Source organism: Corynebacterium sp. BF-R-2 (genome assembly GCF_024586525.1).
Classification (GTDB): domain Bacteria; phylum Actinomycetota; class Actinomycetes; order Mycobacteriales; family Mycobacteriaceae; genus Corynebacterium; species Corynebacterium singulare.
Genome location: NZ_JAMFTP010000006.1, coordinates 90,712 through 104,855, shown reverse-complemented (window position 1 = coordinate 104,855; position 14,144 = coordinate 90,712). Strand labels below are relative to the sequence as shown.

Annotated in this window: 18 protein-coding genes; 3 read left to right on the top strand and 15 right to left on the bottom strand. The window is 59.2% G+C overall.

Annotated features, from left to right (window positions below; all coding sequences use genetic code 11):
* Nucleotides 1-10: 10 nt before the first annotated feature.
* Entirely contained in the window at nt 11-811 is an 801-nt protein-coding gene (locus M5J09_RS05520; RefSeq protein WP_257157238.1) for a PHB depolymerase family esterase, read from the top strand.
* A 142-nt stretch (nt 812-953) separates the two neighbouring features.
* On the opposite strand, the gene M5J09_RS05515 is transcribed toward M5J09_RS05520, so the two are convergent.
* The 11 genes from M5J09_RS05515 to M5J09_RS05465 form a co-directional block, all read right to left on the bottom strand.
* Nucleotides 954-1,430, bottom strand: a complete 477-nt coding sequence (locus M5J09_RS05515) for a hypothetical protein (protein ID WP_257157237.1) — start codon at nt 1,428-1,430, stop codon at nt 954-956.
* 143 nt (nt 1,431-1,573) lie between these two features.
* Complete coding sequence (gene ccmA / locus M5J09_RS05510) at nt 1,574-2,200, bottom strand: heme ABC exporter ATP-binding protein CcmA (protein ID WP_042532294.1); 627 nt, start codon at nt 2,198-2,200, stop codon at nt 1,574-1,576.
* 3 nt (nt 2,201-2,203) lie between these two features.
* The gene (locus tag M5J09_RS05505) at nt 2,204-4,189 is read right to left on the bottom strand and encodes a hypothetical protein (protein WP_257157236.1); all 1,986 of its coding nucleotides are present in this window, start codon (nt 4,187-4,189) and stop codon (nt 2,204-2,206) included.
* 6 nt (nt 4,190-4,195) lie between these two features.
* Nucleotides 4,196-4,477: a lactococcin 972 family bacteriocin gene (locus M5J09_RS05500; RefSeq protein WP_186302166.1), complete on the bottom strand. Its 282-nt coding sequence runs from the start codon at nt 4,475-4,477 to the stop codon at nt 4,196-4,198.
* Nucleotides 4,478-4,798: 321 nt separating this feature from the next.
* The gene (gene rlmB / locus M5J09_RS05495) at nt 4,799-5,746 is read right to left on the bottom strand and encodes a 23S rRNA (guanosine(2251)-2'-O)-methyltransferase RlmB (RefSeq protein WP_257157235.1); all 948 of its coding nucleotides are present in this window, start codon (nt 5,744-5,746) and stop codon (nt 4,799-4,801) included.
* A 41-nt stretch (nt 5,747-5,787) separates the two neighbouring features.
* Entirely contained in the window at nt 5,788-7,194 is a 1,407-nt protein-coding gene (cysS, locus tag M5J09_RS05490; RefSeq protein WP_257157234.1) for a cysteine--tRNA ligase, read from the bottom strand.
* A gap of 33 nt (nt 7,195-7,227) precedes the next feature.
* The gene (locus M5J09_RS05485) at nt 7,228-7,536 is read right to left on the bottom strand and encodes a hypothetical protein (RefSeq protein WP_257157233.1); all 309 of its coding nucleotides are present in this window, start codon (nt 7,534-7,536) and stop codon (nt 7,228-7,230) included.
* Complete coding sequence (locus M5J09_RS05480; RefSeq protein WP_042532302.1) at nt 7,537-7,737, bottom strand: hypothetical protein; 201 nt, start codon at nt 7,735-7,737, stop codon at nt 7,537-7,539.
* Nucleotides 7,738-7,764: 27 nt separating this feature from the next.
* Nucleotides 7,765-8,256 carry a 2-C-methyl-D-erythritol 2,4-cyclodiphosphate synthase gene (gene ispF, locus M5J09_RS05475; protein WP_239181082.1) on the bottom strand — a complete coding sequence of 164 codons (492 nt, stop codon included), beginning with the start codon at nt 8,254-8,256 and terminating at the stop codon, nt 7,765-7,767.
* A complete protein-coding gene (gene ispD, locus M5J09_RS05470) occupies nt 8,249-8,998 on the bottom strand; it encodes a 2-C-methyl-D-erythritol 4-phosphate cytidylyltransferase (protein WP_239181081.1) in 750 nt (249 codons plus the stop codon). Before ispD ends, ispF begins: the two co-directional genes overlap by 8 nt.
* On the bottom strand, nt 8,970-9,554 hold the full coding sequence (locus M5J09_RS05465; RefSeq protein ID WP_070537323.1) for a CarD family transcriptional regulator: 585 nt from the start codon (nt 9,552-9,554) through the stop codon (nt 8,970-8,972). The genes ispD and M5J09_RS05465 overlap by 29 nt, the downstream gene beginning before the upstream one ends.
* Nucleotides 9,555-9,834: 280 nt before the next feature.
* Between M5J09_RS05465 and M5J09_RS05460 the strand changes: the two genes are divergently transcribed.
* Nucleotides 9,835-10,410 carry a hypothetical protein gene (locus M5J09_RS05460; protein ID WP_239181080.1) on the top strand — a complete coding sequence of 192 codons (576 nt, stop codon included), beginning with the start codon at nt 9,835-9,837 and terminating at the stop codon, nt 10,408-10,410.
* A 164-nt stretch (nt 10,411-10,574) separates the two neighbouring features.
* On the opposite strand, the gene M5J09_RS05455 is transcribed toward M5J09_RS05460, so the two are convergent.
* Both M5J09_RS05455 and M5J09_RS05450 read right to left on the bottom strand, forming a co-directional pair.
* Nucleotides 10,575-10,802 (bottom strand): hypothetical protein, encoded by a 228-nt coding sequence (locus M5J09_RS05455; protein WP_070537325.1) that lies wholly within the window; start codon nt 10,800-10,802, stop codon nt 10,575-10,577.
* Nucleotides 10,803-10,842: 40 nt separating this feature from the next.
* Complete coding sequence (locus M5J09_RS05450; RefSeq protein ID WP_070537326.1) at nt 10,843-11,052, bottom strand: hypothetical protein; 210 nt, start codon at nt 11,050-11,052, stop codon at nt 10,843-10,845.
* 213 nt (nt 11,053-11,265) lie between these two features.
* On the opposite strand from M5J09_RS05450, the gene radA reads away from it, so the two are divergent.
* Complete coding sequence (gene radA / locus M5J09_RS05445; RefSeq protein ID WP_239181079.1) at nt 11,266-12,639, top strand: DNA repair protein RadA; 1,374 nt, start codon at nt 11,266-11,268, stop codon at nt 12,637-12,639.
* Between the two features lie 14 nt (nt 12,640-12,653).
* On the opposite strand, the gene M5J09_RS05440 is transcribed toward radA, so the two are convergent.
* Together M5J09_RS05440 and M5J09_RS05435 are read right to left on the bottom strand one after the other, a co-directional pair.
* Complete coding sequence (locus tag M5J09_RS05440; protein WP_257157232.1) at nt 12,654-13,418, bottom strand: hypothetical protein; 765 nt, start codon at nt 13,416-13,418, stop codon at nt 12,654-12,656.
* Between the two features lie 90 nt (nt 13,419-13,508).
* Nucleotides 13,509-14,132, bottom strand: coding sequence for a carbonic anhydrase (locus M5J09_RS05435; protein ID WP_257157231.1), 624 nt, complete (start codon nt 14,130-14,132; stop codon nt 13,509-13,511).
* Between the last annotated feature and the right edge of the window lie 12 nt (nt 14,133-14,144).

Genomic DNA, 14,144 nt, shown 5'->3' with positions numbered 1-14,144 from the left:
CTTTTGTTCCATGACCATCGTGGAATTTCAGGGATTCAAGCGTAAATACACCGTCGTCGCGCCGGAAGATCCCGGCCCGAACCAGCTGCTTTTCCTCCACGGTTCGCTGCAAAATGGCAGCGTGATGCGGCGCTTTACAAACGGCACTTTTGATGAGCTCGCCGCCCGCACGGGCACGGTGGTTGTCTACCCCGACGGTGTGGATAGGCACTTCAACGACGCCCGCGGGGTACTGCCGGTCAAGGCCCGTGAGCTTGGCATTGACGACGTCGCCTTTCTCCAGCACGTCGCCGCCACCGTGCAGGAGGAATACGGCACGCAGCGCACCTACGCCTGCGGTTATTCCAACGGTGGGCAGATGGTAATACGCCTGCTTTTCGACGCCCCCGGCTTCCTCGACGGCGCCTGCATCTTCGCCTCGACGATGGGCAGCGGCGCTAACCATGCGCCGTCTAATCCCGAGGGCTATAAGCCCACCCCAATTCTCATGATGCACGGCACTGCGGACCCGCTAGCGCCTTATGAAGGCGGCCAAGCTGGCCTCGCGAATAGCTCCCGCGGCGAGGTTACTTCCGCGTTGTGGACTGCGCAGTGCTTCGCCACGATGAACGGTTGCTCTAAGGCCAAGGTAACCCGCCCGTTTTCTGATGTGTCTTTGCACTCCTGGGAAGGTGACAACCCCGTCGAACTGTGGACCATGGAAGGCGTGGGCCACGTCATCCCCTCGGGCAACGGGCTCGACGCGCGCTTGGGCCCGAATACCGATAGCTTCATCGCAGCCCAGGTGGTGGAGGACTTCTTCGGCTTTTAGCCCCGCGGCTCGCCTCCCCCACCACCTACCCAGCCCTGGAAATGCAGCTCTCTGGTGGATTGCAGGGCGTCGGCAAGCGCGTGAAAATGCGAACAGGAGGTCTGGTTTTCCTGCCCTGGGAATTTGCAACAGGATTGGCAGCTCAACCCATAGCGGGTAAGGTTTTGATGGCTAACTGGACTCTGTTCTCTGCAGCAAAGATGTCAAGCAGCTGGGAAACTATTTTCTTGATCATCGGCACAGAAAGATGTGTTTCTTCCGCGATGCCATTATTTGAGTGCCCACATACAATTCCGTTTAGAATTCGAAGCTGAATTGCGGATAGTCGCTCGAGGTTTCGCTGCATATCTGGTTCAGGCATTGTCCCAACAGCTACGCCGTTTATATCGAAGCAACAACTTAATTTAAGGCCCCCATGGCCGGAGCGAGCTTCCCGGGTAACCACACAATATGCAGACGCGCGCAAATTGATTGCCTTTTGAAGCTTCTCACGCGAATGCTGTGAATAATCCACCAAGTAAATGAAATCGCTGCTCTTTAACTCTTGTATATCCCATACCCAGGTCGCCGAGTCTTTGCGCTCGCACAACACCAGCAATTGCTCCTGTGAGCGAGACAATGCATTCAGCAGCTCCCTTTGAGTGGACGCACATTCAACCTGGGGCCAGAGGAAGTAGCGTCTTAGCTCATCGAGTATCGGTTGCTCATCGTCTCGGATGCCAGCGAGCAGACACGGCATATCCGAGTATTTCAATCGCCACACTAAAGCGTTACCTCGCAGTCTGCTTGGTCGGCTACATGCTTGGAATGCGTCGCGACGACGACAACGGCGCCTTGGTCAGCGAAAGCACGAAGGTGTTCAACAACCAGCTGAGCATTGTCCTCGTCAAGCGCACCGGTTGGCTCGTCCGCCAATACGATTTTGGGCTTGGAAACGAGGATCCTCGCCAAGGCTACTCGTTGTTGTTCGCCGCCCGACAAGCCGCTGACCACACGCTTTTCATAGCCGCGTAAACCAACCTGCGCCAAAGCGCTGTCTAGCGCCTCGTCGAAAGCACGGCGCGAAACGTTACTGGCTGCGAGCTTCACGTTGTCGACAACGGTGAGGTCAGGAACCAAGCCGTAATCTTGAAAAAGATACCCAACGCATTCGCGTCGATACTTGCGCAGTCGACCTGCCGATAGCGATGCAATGTTGTTTCCATCCCACATGATTGAGCCTTTGTCCGGCGAGATCAGACCGCCCAAGAGGTTCAACAGGGTGGTTTTCCCACTTCCGGAGACACCGGTTAATGCAGTCACCCGGCCAGCCGCAAAAGACCGCGTAAGGCCGGAAAGAATCATTTTTCCCTTCACACTGTAGTGAAGGTCTTCAACCTGAATTTCCATATCCTAATTTCCCTCGCTGTCTGTCCAGCGCATTTGATTTCGCGCACTAATCCACCAGGTCAAACCGATTGAAATACACATCCACACGATCGAAAATGCGACGACAGCAAGAACGGTTGCCGTGGACCACCTGTTTTCAAACCCCATCGACCACGTTGATGGATAGTGCGATTCCAGTTGTTCCTTATGCTCGCGCAAACGATACAAAACCCAGCCGATGGTGGTAACGAAAAAGAATAGCTCGGCCAGCAGAATCTTCCTGCACATCTTCCACGGGCTGCGCCCACAAATGAAGGAAACATAGAGCTCTCGCCGGAACGCCACCTGGAAACTGAAAAGCCCCGCGACGATTAACAAGGAAACCAGTAATATCGCTACGACCGTATTTAACGACCAAAGGCTGAATTGATCTTTGGCTTCCTCAAGGGACGATCGCCAGGAATCAGCATGCGGTTGTGCCGTGGCAAGCACCTTGCCCACCGTCCCATCTTTCAGCTCACCAACGACAGTTGGCTCGATGGCAAGGAGGACTTTCTGCGAGGCTTTCGCGAGTAAATTCCGGTCACCGATAGCTTCAAGCCCCACTGGTAACGAGACCACAATGGGGTCATTAATTACTGGCCGCAGCTCAACGTCATAGGAAAAGACTTGCCCAAGCGAACAATCCTCTTTCCAGTTAAAATCTGGAACTTTCTTCTTCGCGAGTTCGGCTTCAAATGCAACGGAGTCAATAATCGTCTGTTTGGATTCTTCACTGAGGGCAACGGGAGCACAAACGGTTACGTCTTCTTCAGAAGGGGAAACACCAGCTTGAACGGCGAACCGATGGTTGCTGAGAATAACCGGGGCTTCCAGTTGAGTCGGCCAGGTAAGCCAAAAAGGATCCGCTAAGAGTAGCTTTCCTTCGCGGTCCGCCTGACGCAAGGGCGCTGCAGCTGCAGCCTGTTCTTTTTCATCCGGAGTGATATTCGAGCTCAGGGCAAACTCTTGCTCATTGGCATGTCCGCTCCAATACGGTTGCAATTCCTCTCGCGCGGACACCTCAGCACCGGTATCAACCATCTGCGAAAGTGCCGTCAGGCTCGTCAAGAGTGCCAATAGCCGGACAGCATACAGTGCGTAGGTAATTGGACGCGCCCGAACCTTGCCTTTGATGGCCTGCGGGATCGAAATATTTCGAACCAATAACTGCCCGAGCACATAGCCCAGCGCCAAACCGACCCATTGGAGCAACACAGAAACGCCGAAAAAGGCCCAAAACAACGTCGCTTCTGCCCAGTCGTTGTAAAGATACAATGCCGCCGCAATAAAAATGATCGCAAGAAAAAATGGTAGCCATGTTTGCTTGGCAAGCCGCGTTACATCAAGCCTTAGCGTCTGCGATAGCTTTAGCCCCAAAAGTCTGTGAATGCCGATTTCGCGAGCCCGCACTAGGCAGTGCCCGCCACCCAACACGAGCGCGAGTAGAAAAGCAGCCGCGACCAACAAAGGCAGCGACGAAGTCATGACGAAACTCCAAGTCAAGTTCTGGAGCCCTATCACGGAATACCCGCGCTCCTCCAACCATGTCGTTAGGTCTCGAGCGTCGTTTTCCGATCCTTTAATGATAAAAACTTGGCGCGGTTCCTTAGTCGGAATTTCCGACAATGGATACCAAACAAGCTTTTCGCCTCTCTGAAACTTTTGAGACTCAAAGTTAGCTACACCTGAAGGCAGAGCCGAGGAGTAGATTCGCAGCTCACCATCCGAATCAGCTAGCGAGGAGTAATAAATCGATACGTCAAATCCTGAGTCCCCTGCAAATTCAGAAAGCTCAGGAAACAGTGTTTCTGTGTGACTGTCAGGTTTGAAGTCTTCGATCTGGACAAACTCGTTGCCAAGCCGATAATCCAGAGTCGATAAGAGGCTGGCTCCGACAAAGGCAATGAATGCGCTAATAACCGTAGAGAGCAAAATCCCTACGGTTAGTAGTCTGACTGAAGTTTTCATCGAGCCTTAGCAGTGTCGGTAATAGGACTTATTTCCAGAGGGCTTCTTGGGAGCTGTTGCTCGTGACCAAGTGTTTTTGTTGACGCAACCGCTATCCGACTTGAAGGTACCAACAGCAGTTGAACCGTGCCGCACCCCATTGTGAAAGTAGTGCGACCAAACTTGGCCACTACCCGTACCGTAGTCCCACGTGCCGCCATCGATATTTACAATCGTGGCCCCAGCAACACCTGTACCACCCAACGCCAACAAACCTGCGAGAGTTACTGAAACTGCTCGCTTAGACATGCTCACTTTCATAAGCATTCCTTTCTTGAGAAGAATCCGAACTTATAGCGCGCGCTACTGAATGATATACGCTGCCCCTAAACCGCATTCAAGTGTCAAAAGTTACCTTTCGCAGATTCATCAACTCCGCGCAAATATCCAGGCCTCAATCCGCAGCTCTCTGGTGGATTGCAGGGCGTCGGCAAGCGCGTGAAAATGCGAACAGGTGGTCTGGGTTTCCAGCCCTGGACATTTGCGACCAGGACGGCGGGAGCTGCCCAGCAGACACATTGGAGGCAAACAAAAAGGCGCCACACAACGCGACGCCTTCCAAATTACTTGTTACTTCGCAGCGCGACGCTGGCGGGCGAACTCCGAAAGGACCGCACCTGCCGCCACAGAGGCGTTGAGGGATTCAACCCAGTCGGTCATGGGGATGGACATGATGGCATCGCAGTTCTCGCGGACGAGGCGCGAGATGCCCTTGCCCTCAGAGCCAATAACGATAACGACGGGGTCAGTGCCACCGGTGTAGGTGTCGAGCGTGTGCTCGCCGCCCGCGTCGAGGCCCACGACCTGGTAACCGGCCTTCTGGAAATCCTGCACCGTGCGGGTCACGTTGGTCACGCGAGCCACCGGCAAACGAGCCGCAGTACCGGCCGAGGTGCGCCACGCCACCGCCGTCACGGAGGCCGAACGGCGCTCCGGGATGATGACGCCGTGGCCGCCGAAAGCAGCGACGGAGCGGATAACCGCGCCGAGGTTGCGCGGGTCGGTGATGTTGTCGAGGATGACAAACATGCCCGGTTCTTGGGCATCGCGGACACGGTCCATGAGGTCGTGGACCTCGGCATACTTGTAGGGCGGAATCTGCAGGCCAATGCCCTGGTGCATGCCGTTGCCGGTCATGCGATCCATCTCGTGGCGCTGCACCTCAAGGATAGGGATGTTGCGGGTATTGCACATGGCCACGGCCTCCGACAGGCGGGCGTCGTTGCGCGTGCCTTGCACGATGTAGAGCGAGGTGGCCGGCACCTTGGCGTGGAGGCACTCGATGACCGGGTTGCGGCCCACAACCATCTCTGCGGTTTCCTTCTGGTGGCGGCCCGAGTTACGACGCTCGCGCTCCAGTTTTGCCTTGTGCTTGGCGTGATAGATGCGGTCCTCCGCCTTGGGCGTGGGGCCCTTTCCAGCCAGGCCCTTGCGGCGCTGACCGCCCGAGCCCTTCGTAGCGCCCTTCTTATTGGACTTGCGGGCGCCCGCGCCGCCGCGGCCGTGGGTGCGTGCCATGGTTCTTCTCCTTTGTTGTCCTTGGCCTAGCCCAAGGACGGTTAGTCCGCCATGGACCAGGTGGGGCCGTCAGCGGTGTCAGTGATAGTAATACCCGCGGCGGTCAGGCGGTCGCGCACAGCGTCCGCAGTAGCCCAGTCCTTCTCTGCGCGGGCGGTGGTACGGCGTTCCAGCTCAGCCTGGACCAGAACGTCCAGTGCCGCATCAGCGCCGCGTGTTTCGCCACTATCTTTCCACTGTTCATCGCACGGATCAAAGCCAAGAACCGCGGCCATGGCACGCACGGCGCGGGCGAGGCGCTCAGCGTCGTCACGGCGACCTTCAGCAAGCGCCTTGTTGCCCGCACGCACCGAGGTGTGAATTTCTGCCAGCGCTTTCGGCACGGCGATGTCATCATTCATGGCTTCCTCAAAAGCCGGGGTCCACTCTCCCTTCTCGACGCCCTCGAACTTGGCCACGAATTCCTCAATGCGGCGGTAGCCCGCGGCGGCCTCGGTCAGAGCTGACTCAGAGTACTCGAGTACGGAGCGGTAGTGCGCGGAGCCCAAGTAGTAGCGCAGCTCTACTGGGCGAACAATCTCCAGCATGTTGGCGATGGAGAGCACGTTGCCCAGGGACTTCGACATTTTCTCACCGGACATGGTCACCCAGTGATTGTGCATCCAGTAGTTGGCAAACTTATCGCCCGCCGCATGGGACTGCGCAATCTCGTTCTCGTGGTGCGGGAACTGCAGGTCCAAACCACCACAGTGAATATCAAACTCGCTGCCCAAGTAGTAGGTGGACATCGCCGAGCACTCCAGGTGCCAGCCGGGGCGGCCCCTACCCCACGGGGTGGGCCAGGACGGCTCGCCCGGCTTGGCGGCCTTCCACAGCGCAAAATCCTGCGGGCTACGCTTGCCTTCGGCCTCCGACTCGCCCTGCTCCATCTCCTCGACACGGTTTCCGGACAACGCACCATAGTCAGAGCCTTCGGCGGCATTCCACGCGGCGACGTCGAAATAGACGGAACCAGCATCACCCTCGCCGGGCACAGCGTAAGCGAATCCGGCGTCGATAAGCCGCTGCATGTACTCCACCATCTGCGTGACAAAGCCCGTCGCGCGCGGCTCCACCGACGGCGGAAGCACGCCGAGGGTGTTGTAGGCCTTGGTGAATTCGCGCTCGTAGGTGGATACCCACTCCCACCACGGGCGGTTATTCTCCGCAGCCTTGGTGAGAATCTTGTCATCGATGTCGGTGACGTTGCGCACCAGTGCCACGTCATAGCCCTGCGCGATAAGCCAGCGACGCAGGATGTCAAAAGCCACGCCGGAGCGCAGGTGGCCAATGTGCGGCTGGGATTGCGGGGTGGCACCACACAGATAAATCGACGCGTGGCCGGGGCGAACCGGCTCAAAGTCACGTTGGGTGCGGGTGGCGGTGTCAAAAATGCGCAAAGTACTCACTCGGCCTAGTCTAATTGACCCTGAGTTAGGAATTCACCACGGCCGATGCTCCCGCGCGTCAGTATCAACTGGCGTACTCGTCTTTTCAACGTTATATCCCAAACGAACAACGGATTCGAAGAGGTCACTGTAGGAAACGCGCTGACTTCTCTGGCTTCCTACCCCATAAACCAATGGTGCGTGTAATTCCAACAACGCTGTACCATCGTCCGGATTGAGGTCTGTCCACACCTGAATGTCGGAATCTTCGTTGAGGGGCAACACCTTCAGATGCACGGCATGCACCCAGTTAAAGAATTCTGCTGTCAGATGTTGCCCTAGTCCCCCCATGCGCACCGTCATTTAGCGTTCAAGCATCAGCTCTACGCGACGGAGTTCGTCATAAAGGTCGCGCTCTTCCGTGGAAAAACGGCCGGATTCTGCGAGCATGCGCAGATCTTCAGAACTAAGGTTCGCCCCAATGGCTACTTCTAAGGCATGCAGGAGTTCCCCATACCGAGCCCGCAGGGCCTCGGTATTTATAATTCGCATTGTCAATGCCACGGCAGCCTCCTCTCCCTCGACTTTACGTTAGGACTCGGTGGCGCGCCAGACCACGGCGGTGGCCACGGCAGCGCGGCCCTCCTCGCGCCCGGTGAAGCCGAGGCGGTCAGTCGTGGTCGCAGAAATGGAGACCGGTGCGCCAAGAATCTCACTCAGCACCGATTCGGCTTCTTCGCGGCGCGGACCCATCTTCGGGGTTTGGCCGATGAGCTGTGCAGACGCATTGCCGATAGCGAAACCTTCCTTCTCCAGCAGCTCGCGGCACTCGCGCAGCAGCTTCGCACCGGACACACCGTCATATTCGGGACGGCCCACGCCCACGAAGGATCCGAGGTCACCGAGGTGGGAGGCGGACAGTAGTGCGTCGACAAGCGCATGCGCCACCACGTCTCCATCGGAGTGGCCCTCGCAGCCATCTGCGCCTTCGAAAAGCAGGCCGGCAATCCAGCACTCCTTGCCGGGTTCGATCTGGTGGGCGTCGGTGGCGATGCCAACGCGCGGGATGATGGGGTTAGTCACTAGGCACCTCAAAGATGGTCGGTTCGGCCTCATCCGTCACGGCTGTGGCCAGGACGAGATCGATGGGAGTGGTGATTTTAAAAGCGAAGGTATCACCCTGCACGGTCTCCACGCGCGCGCCGTGCCATTCCATGAGGCTGGCATCATCCGTGGCGATGAAATCCGGGTTCTGTTCCCAATAATCAAGGTTCGCGCGGCGCAGCGCGGCGAGGTTAAAGCCCTGTGGCGTCTGCACCGCACGCAGCCGCGAGCGATCCGGGGTGGACAGGACAGTCTCCCCCTCGACTTCTTTGATGGTGTCCGCCACGGGCACAACTGGGACAACGGCGACGGCCCCATCGAGCACGCGCTTGACAACGCGCGCGATCATTCCCGGAGGCGTCAATGCCCGGGCGGCATCGTGGATGAGGACCACGGCGTCCTCGTCCGGGATTGCTTGGAGGCCGGCCCAGACGGAATCAGCGCGCTCGCCACCGCCATGGACGAGCCGGAGGGGGATATCGGCGGCAACGCGCTCGAGGATGCGTGCAGCGAAGTCTTCCATCGCCGGACTGACCAGCACGATAACCTCATCGACGATGCCGGAGGTCACCATGGCCTGAACGGAGCGCTCCACCAGGGTGCGCCCACGCAGCTCGACATACGCTTTAGGCACATCCGCGCCGAGGCGCGTGCCTTTGCCCGCGGCGGCGACGAGCGCAATGACGCGGGGTTTAGTCTTCGTCGTCGAAGGAGAGGTCATCAAGATCGATGTCGCTATCGACGTCGGTGGTGATGGACTTGTCATCCACCAGGCCAGCAGCGCGGTGACGCTCGATGGTGGCGTCGATTTCCTCCATCATGGTGTCGGCCTTCTTGTCATCAACCGGAGTGGCCAGGGACAGCTCACCGACGAGAATCTGACGCGCCTTGGCCAGCATGCGCTTCTCACCGGCGGACAGACCGCGGTCCTGATCGCGGCGCCACAGGTCACGAACAACCTCGGCCACCTTGTTGATGTCACCGGACGCAAGACGCTCCTGGTTGGCCTTGTAGCGGCGGGACCAGTTGCCGGCTTCTTCGACATCCACCTCACGCAGCACGGAAAAGACCTTCTCCAGGCCTTCCTTACCCACAACATCACGGACGCCGACCATCTCAACGTTCTTGGAGGGAACGCGCACAACCAGGTCGGATTGGTTGATTTGGAGGACGAGGTACTCGAGGGTCTCGCCACCCATCTCACGCGTTTCAATCGCCGTAATCTTGGCGGCGCCGTGGTGCGGGTAGACGACGACCTCTCCGACCTTAAATTCCATTGCCACTCCTTGTGAAGCCTTTGAGACGGTGCCCAGTCGTGCGCGCGACATGCGCTCGATGGGCCGCATATACAGGGAGTCAATTCTAGCACGCGGGTTTTCACCCCCGCCCGCTGAGGCAACCAGGAGTAGGCCATACACCACGACGAGGATGCCGTGAAGCACGGCTACCCCCGGTTTACCCAAGGTGTTTGCTGGAAACTGTGTGCTTTTCCCGGATAGGTACTAGGCTAAGGCGTTGATAAGCTTTGTGATCGCAATTCAATGGAGGACACTCACAGTGCAGTCCCTGAAGTCCGCCGCTCGCTGCGGTGCCATCATGTCAGTTACCGCCCTCTCCGCGCTGGCGCTGGCGTCCTGCTCTGCCGGCCATATTGCGCAGACCGCAGAGAAGGTTGCAGCTGTCGACGGTGCAGCTGCCAGCACCGAAGATGGCAAGGTGACCGTACGTGACGTCACCATTCAGGTTGAGCCGGATTCCGGTGAGACCTCCCTGAAATTCATCGCTGTGAACGAGGGCTACAAGGTAGAAGAGGTCACCCTCGATTCCGTCACCGTCGATGGCCAGGACGTTGTCCTCGAAGGCGCCACCCCGATCGCTCGCGATCAGGCCCTGTACGGTGACTCCGCCACCAACCTGGAGAACCTTCCGAAGGATGAGAAGGACAACAACGTCACCTACGTGACCACCTCCCTGGAGAACGATGGCTTCGCCTTCGGCGGCTCCCGTCCAGTCACGTTCACCTTCAACACCGGCACCATCGAGGTCGATGCCACCGTGTCCGCCTCCCCGCTGCAGTCCGGCGAGTTCGACCGTGATTCCCAGTCCGAAGAGGGCTACACCGAGGCCAAGTAGCCTGCAGCCTTTTCGCTCGGCCAAAACCGCCCTCACTGATTGAATTTCAGTTAGTGAGGGCGGTTTAGCATCTCTACAGCTCCCGCCGCACAGGTGGCACGATCACCAAGACCGCCACGCACAAAGGCGCGCGGCGGTGACAGTGAGGTTGGCTTTTCCGGCTTTTAGCGCACGGAGGAGCTAGCGATGATTGCCTGCAGCCAGCCGATGGTGGACAGCGTAGCCGGAACCAGCAGGAGGTTCGGGGCCTGTGGGCCACCGTACTCAACCATCTTGTCCATAACCTGGTTCAGCGGCTCCGGGTAAGTCGCAGCGGAAGCGGCCGGGGTACCAGCCACAGCGATGGCGGATGCAGCGGCAAGTGCAACGAGGGAACGACGGATCTTCTTCATTGTTTCTCCTTGAATGATTCTGTGAATGGGGATGTGCTTACTAGGTCAGAACGTTCAGGAAGAAGCCCAAGGACGACAGGGCTGCCGGAACAAGAATGACGTTCTGCGCATCGTAGCCAGCAACGTTCGTGATCTGGGTCAAAACATCAGCCAGCGGCTGCGGAGCCTGGGCAGCGGAGGCGGCAGGGGTGCCGGCCAAGGCGATGGCAACGGCGGCGCCAGCGGCAACGAGGGTACGACGGATCTTCATGAAATCACCTTAGGGTCTTCGGGGATATGTTCTCGGGGGACGGCTTCACGCAACACTCGAAGAGTCTTGCCTGTTACCTGCCAAATACTTTAAGGGGGAAGTGATACAGGCGCCTTCGTTCGTAGAAAAAGTTTCCATATGGGGGTAGCCAAGCTTTTTGCTGATAGGCCAACAAAATCGTCGGTGTCGGAGTGGCTTACTAGAGTGTGGGGCATGGCTAAAAAGGTTCGTCCCGTCCACACCTGCTCCGAATGTGGCTTCGTCTCCCCCAAGTGGTTGGGGCGGTGCCCAGAGTGCGGTTCCTGGGGAACACTGCAAGAAACAGCAGTTGCTCAGGAGAGCAGTGCCGCCCAGGCAGCGGTCACGGGACGCATGCCGAAAGGGTTGACTCCGACGAGCCCGGCGCTACCGATTACCAAAGTGGGAGCATCTCAGACCAAGGCGCTCAACACCGGGATTGGGGAGCTGGACCGCGTGCTCGGGCGCGGCATCGTTCCTGGTTCAGTCGTGCTCATGGCGGGCGAACCGGGTGTGGGTAAATCCACTCTTCTGCTCGAGGTAGCGTCACGCTGGGCACAATTGGGCCGCACCGCACTGTATGCCACCGCGGAGGAATCCGCCGGCCAGGTACGTGCCCGCGCTGAGCGCACCGGTGCGCTGCATGAGACGCTCTATTTGGCAGCGGAGTCCAACCTCGATGCCGTCTTTGGGCATGTCGAGCAGCTCAAGCCCAGCCTCATCATCGTGGACTCGGTGCAGACCATGCATGCGGCCGGCGTCGAGGGAGTGGCCGGCGGCGTGGCCCAATCCCGCGCGGTCACCGCGGCGCTCACCACTCTGGCGAAGACCACCGGAATTCCAGTCCTGCTGGTGGGACACGTGACGAAAGATGGCAATGTCGCGGGCCCGCGCGTGCTGGAGCACCTCGTAGACGTGGTCTTGAACTTCGAGGGCGACCGTCAGTCTTCCCTGCGTTTGCTGCGCGGTCTGAAAAACCGTTTCGGCGCGACCGATGAAATGGGCTGCTTTGAACAAACCGCAGCGGGTATCCGGGAGGTGACCGATCCTTCAGGGCTGTTCCTTTCCCACCGCGGCAGTACGCCGGACGGCTCCGCGGTAACGGTAGCGATGGACGGCGTGCGCCCCATCCTCGCGGAAGTACAGGCGCTCACAGTGGACCCAGTGGCCAAGAACCCACGGCGCGTGGTCACCGGACTCGATGCCAACCGGGTACCGATGGTGCTCGCGGTCTTGCAGGCCCGCGCGGGTGAGCGCACCAATGACAAAGACGCGTACGTGGCCACCGTGGGTGGCATGAAGATTCAGGAACCGGCGACAGACTTGGCGGTGGCGCTGGCTACGTGGTCCTCGCTGCACGAGCGGCCGCTGCCGCCCAAGACCGTCGTCATCGGTGAGGTGGGACTCGCGGGTGAAGTGCGCCGCGTACCTAACCTCGACCGCCGGCTGGCAGAGGCCGCCCGGTTGGGTTATCGCCACGCCATCGTCCCGCCGGGAGACGTCGAGGTCAGTGGAATCCGAGTACGCCACGCTGCGACTCTGAGCGAAGCCATCGCCGCACTCAACTAGGCCGCAGCGGGCGGCTAGAGCAGATTAAACGGCAGGGCAGCCGAGTAGTTTTCACCAATCACAGTGTGAAGGAAGTAGGCGCCGGAATCAGCCTCAGGGCGGTCGGTGCACTTGCCCGGCTCGGAGCGCTTGCGGGACCAATCAGCTTGGAAGAAACGCGTCTCACCAGACTTGAAGGTCTGCGTGCCGGTCTCCACCGAGGCATAGCAGTCAGTATCAGACCACACGCGCTCGTTGGAGCCCATCTTGTAGACCTCGAAGCGCAGCTGCTGCTCATCCAAATTGATGGAGCAATCCTTCGTGGTGGGGTTGAAGACCTCCATGTAGAACGTCGGCATCTTGCCGCCGGGGACGCTGTCCTCGTTGGTCTTAGCCATCACCATGAGGTCTTCGAGAGAGCATTCCGTCTTGGAGGGATCCACGGCTAGCTCGGTGGGCTGGGATTCCTCGGACTTCGCAGCATCGTCAGCATCGTCAGCATTGTCCGAGCCTTCCTTCGCGGGCTTCTCGTCCGCGGTCTCAGACGTTGCTTCTTCAGTCTCCGTGCCAGTTTCTTCGGCCTGCGCGGTCGTCGGCTGCTCAGCCGGCTGCGCCAAGCTACTTGAGGCTGCCGCCGGCTGCGAGCCCTCCTCCTTCTCCTCCGAGGAGCCACCAAAAAGCGCAGTGGCTGCCCAAATGAGGATGACGACGAGCACCAAAATCGCCACCAGCGCGGCGAGGCGGCGGCGGACGTAAATCTCGCGCGGCAGCGGCTTCGGGGTATGGGTAGGCTCAGTCACAGCTCTCAGTTTAAGGGGACTGAGCGCCAACCCGGGCCAGCATAAGGCCGCGTGTCTCGTTATTCCCCCACCACGCGGCGTAGATTCAGGCTACTCGACGCCGTGGAGAACCACCGTCTCCACGCTGGAATCCTCGAGGAGGTAGCGAAGGCCGACGACGCCGAGCGTGCCAGCGTCGAGAAGCTCGCGCGCCGCTGGGATGTCGGAGATAATCTGCGATACCGTCTGCGCGGTGTTCTCGCGCTCAAAGTCCGCGCGCTCCTCGCGGCCATCGCGCTGAGCCACCAGGGACGCAGTGGCTACCTGTTCGATGATGGGGCGCTGCAGGCCCGTCGGCAGGTCACCACCGGCCAGGAACTCCGACGCAGCACCTACGGCACCGCACGACTGGTGGCCCATAACCACGAGCAGGTTCGCATTGAGGTTCTCCAGGGCATAATCCAGGGAGGCCATCACCGCGCTGTCCAGGATGTGACCGGCGGTGCGGATGACAAAAGCATCACCAAAACCGATGTTAAACACGTGCTCAATGGGCGCACGGGAATCCGAGCAGGCCAGCACGATAACGCGCGGATCCTGTCCCTGGGTCAGCCCGGCGCGCAGCTTGGCATCCTGGTTGACGGCGATGAGGTTTCCGGTCACAAGGCGCTGGTTACCCTCCTGGAGGGCCTCCCAGACCTTCTGTGGTTCGTGGGGTACATGAACTAGAGGCATGATTCACACTCT

Excerpts from the sequence above, each read along its gene's own strand:
- M5J09_RS05520 (WP_257157238.1), top strand. The coding sequence starts at position 11 with ATGACCATCGTGGAATTTCAGGGATTCAAGCGTAAATACACCGTCGTC.
- ccmA (WP_042532294.1), bottom strand. The coding sequence starts at position 2,200 with ATGGAAATTCAGGTTGAAGACCTTCACTACAGTGTGAAGGGAAAAATG.
- M5J09_RS05505 (WP_257157236.1), bottom strand. The coding sequence starts at position 4,189 with ATGAAAACTTCAGTCAGACTACTAACCGTAGGGATTTTGCTCTCTACG.
- M5J09_RS05500 (WP_186302166.1), bottom strand. The coding sequence starts at position 4,477 with ATGTCTAAGCGAGCAGTTTCAGTAACTCTCGCAGGTTTGTTGGCGTTG.
- rlmB (WP_257157235.1), bottom strand. The coding sequence starts at position 5,746 with ATGGCACGCACCCACGGCCGCGGCGGCGCGGGCGCCCGCAAGTCCAAT.
- M5J09_RS05485 (WP_257157233.1), bottom strand. The coding sequence starts at position 7,536 with ATGACGGTGCGCATGGGGGGACTAGGGCAACATCTGACAGCAGAATTC.
- ispD (WP_239181081.1), bottom strand. The coding sequence starts at position 8,998 with ATGACCTCTCCTTCGACGACGAAGACTAAACCCCGCGTCATTGCGCTC.
- M5J09_RS05465 (WP_070537323.1), bottom strand. The coding sequence starts at position 9,554 with ATGGAATTTAAGGTCGGAGAGGTCGTCGTCTACCCGCACCACGGCGCC.
- M5J09_RS05455 (WP_070537325.1), bottom strand. The coding sequence starts at position 10,802 with ATGAAGAAGATCCGTCGTTCCCTCGTTGCACTTGCCGCTGCATCCGCC.
- M5J09_RS05450 (WP_070537326.1), bottom strand. The coding sequence starts at position 11,052 with ATGAAGATCCGTCGTACCCTCGTTGCCGCTGGCGCCGCCGTTGCCATC.
- radA (WP_239181079.1), top strand. The coding sequence starts at position 11,266 with ATGGCTAAAAAGGTTCGTCCCGTCCACACCTGCTCCGAATGTGGCTTC.
- M5J09_RS05435 (WP_257157231.1), bottom strand. The coding sequence starts at position 14,132 with ATGCCTCTAGTTCATGTACCCCACGAACCACAGAAGGTCTGGGAGGCC.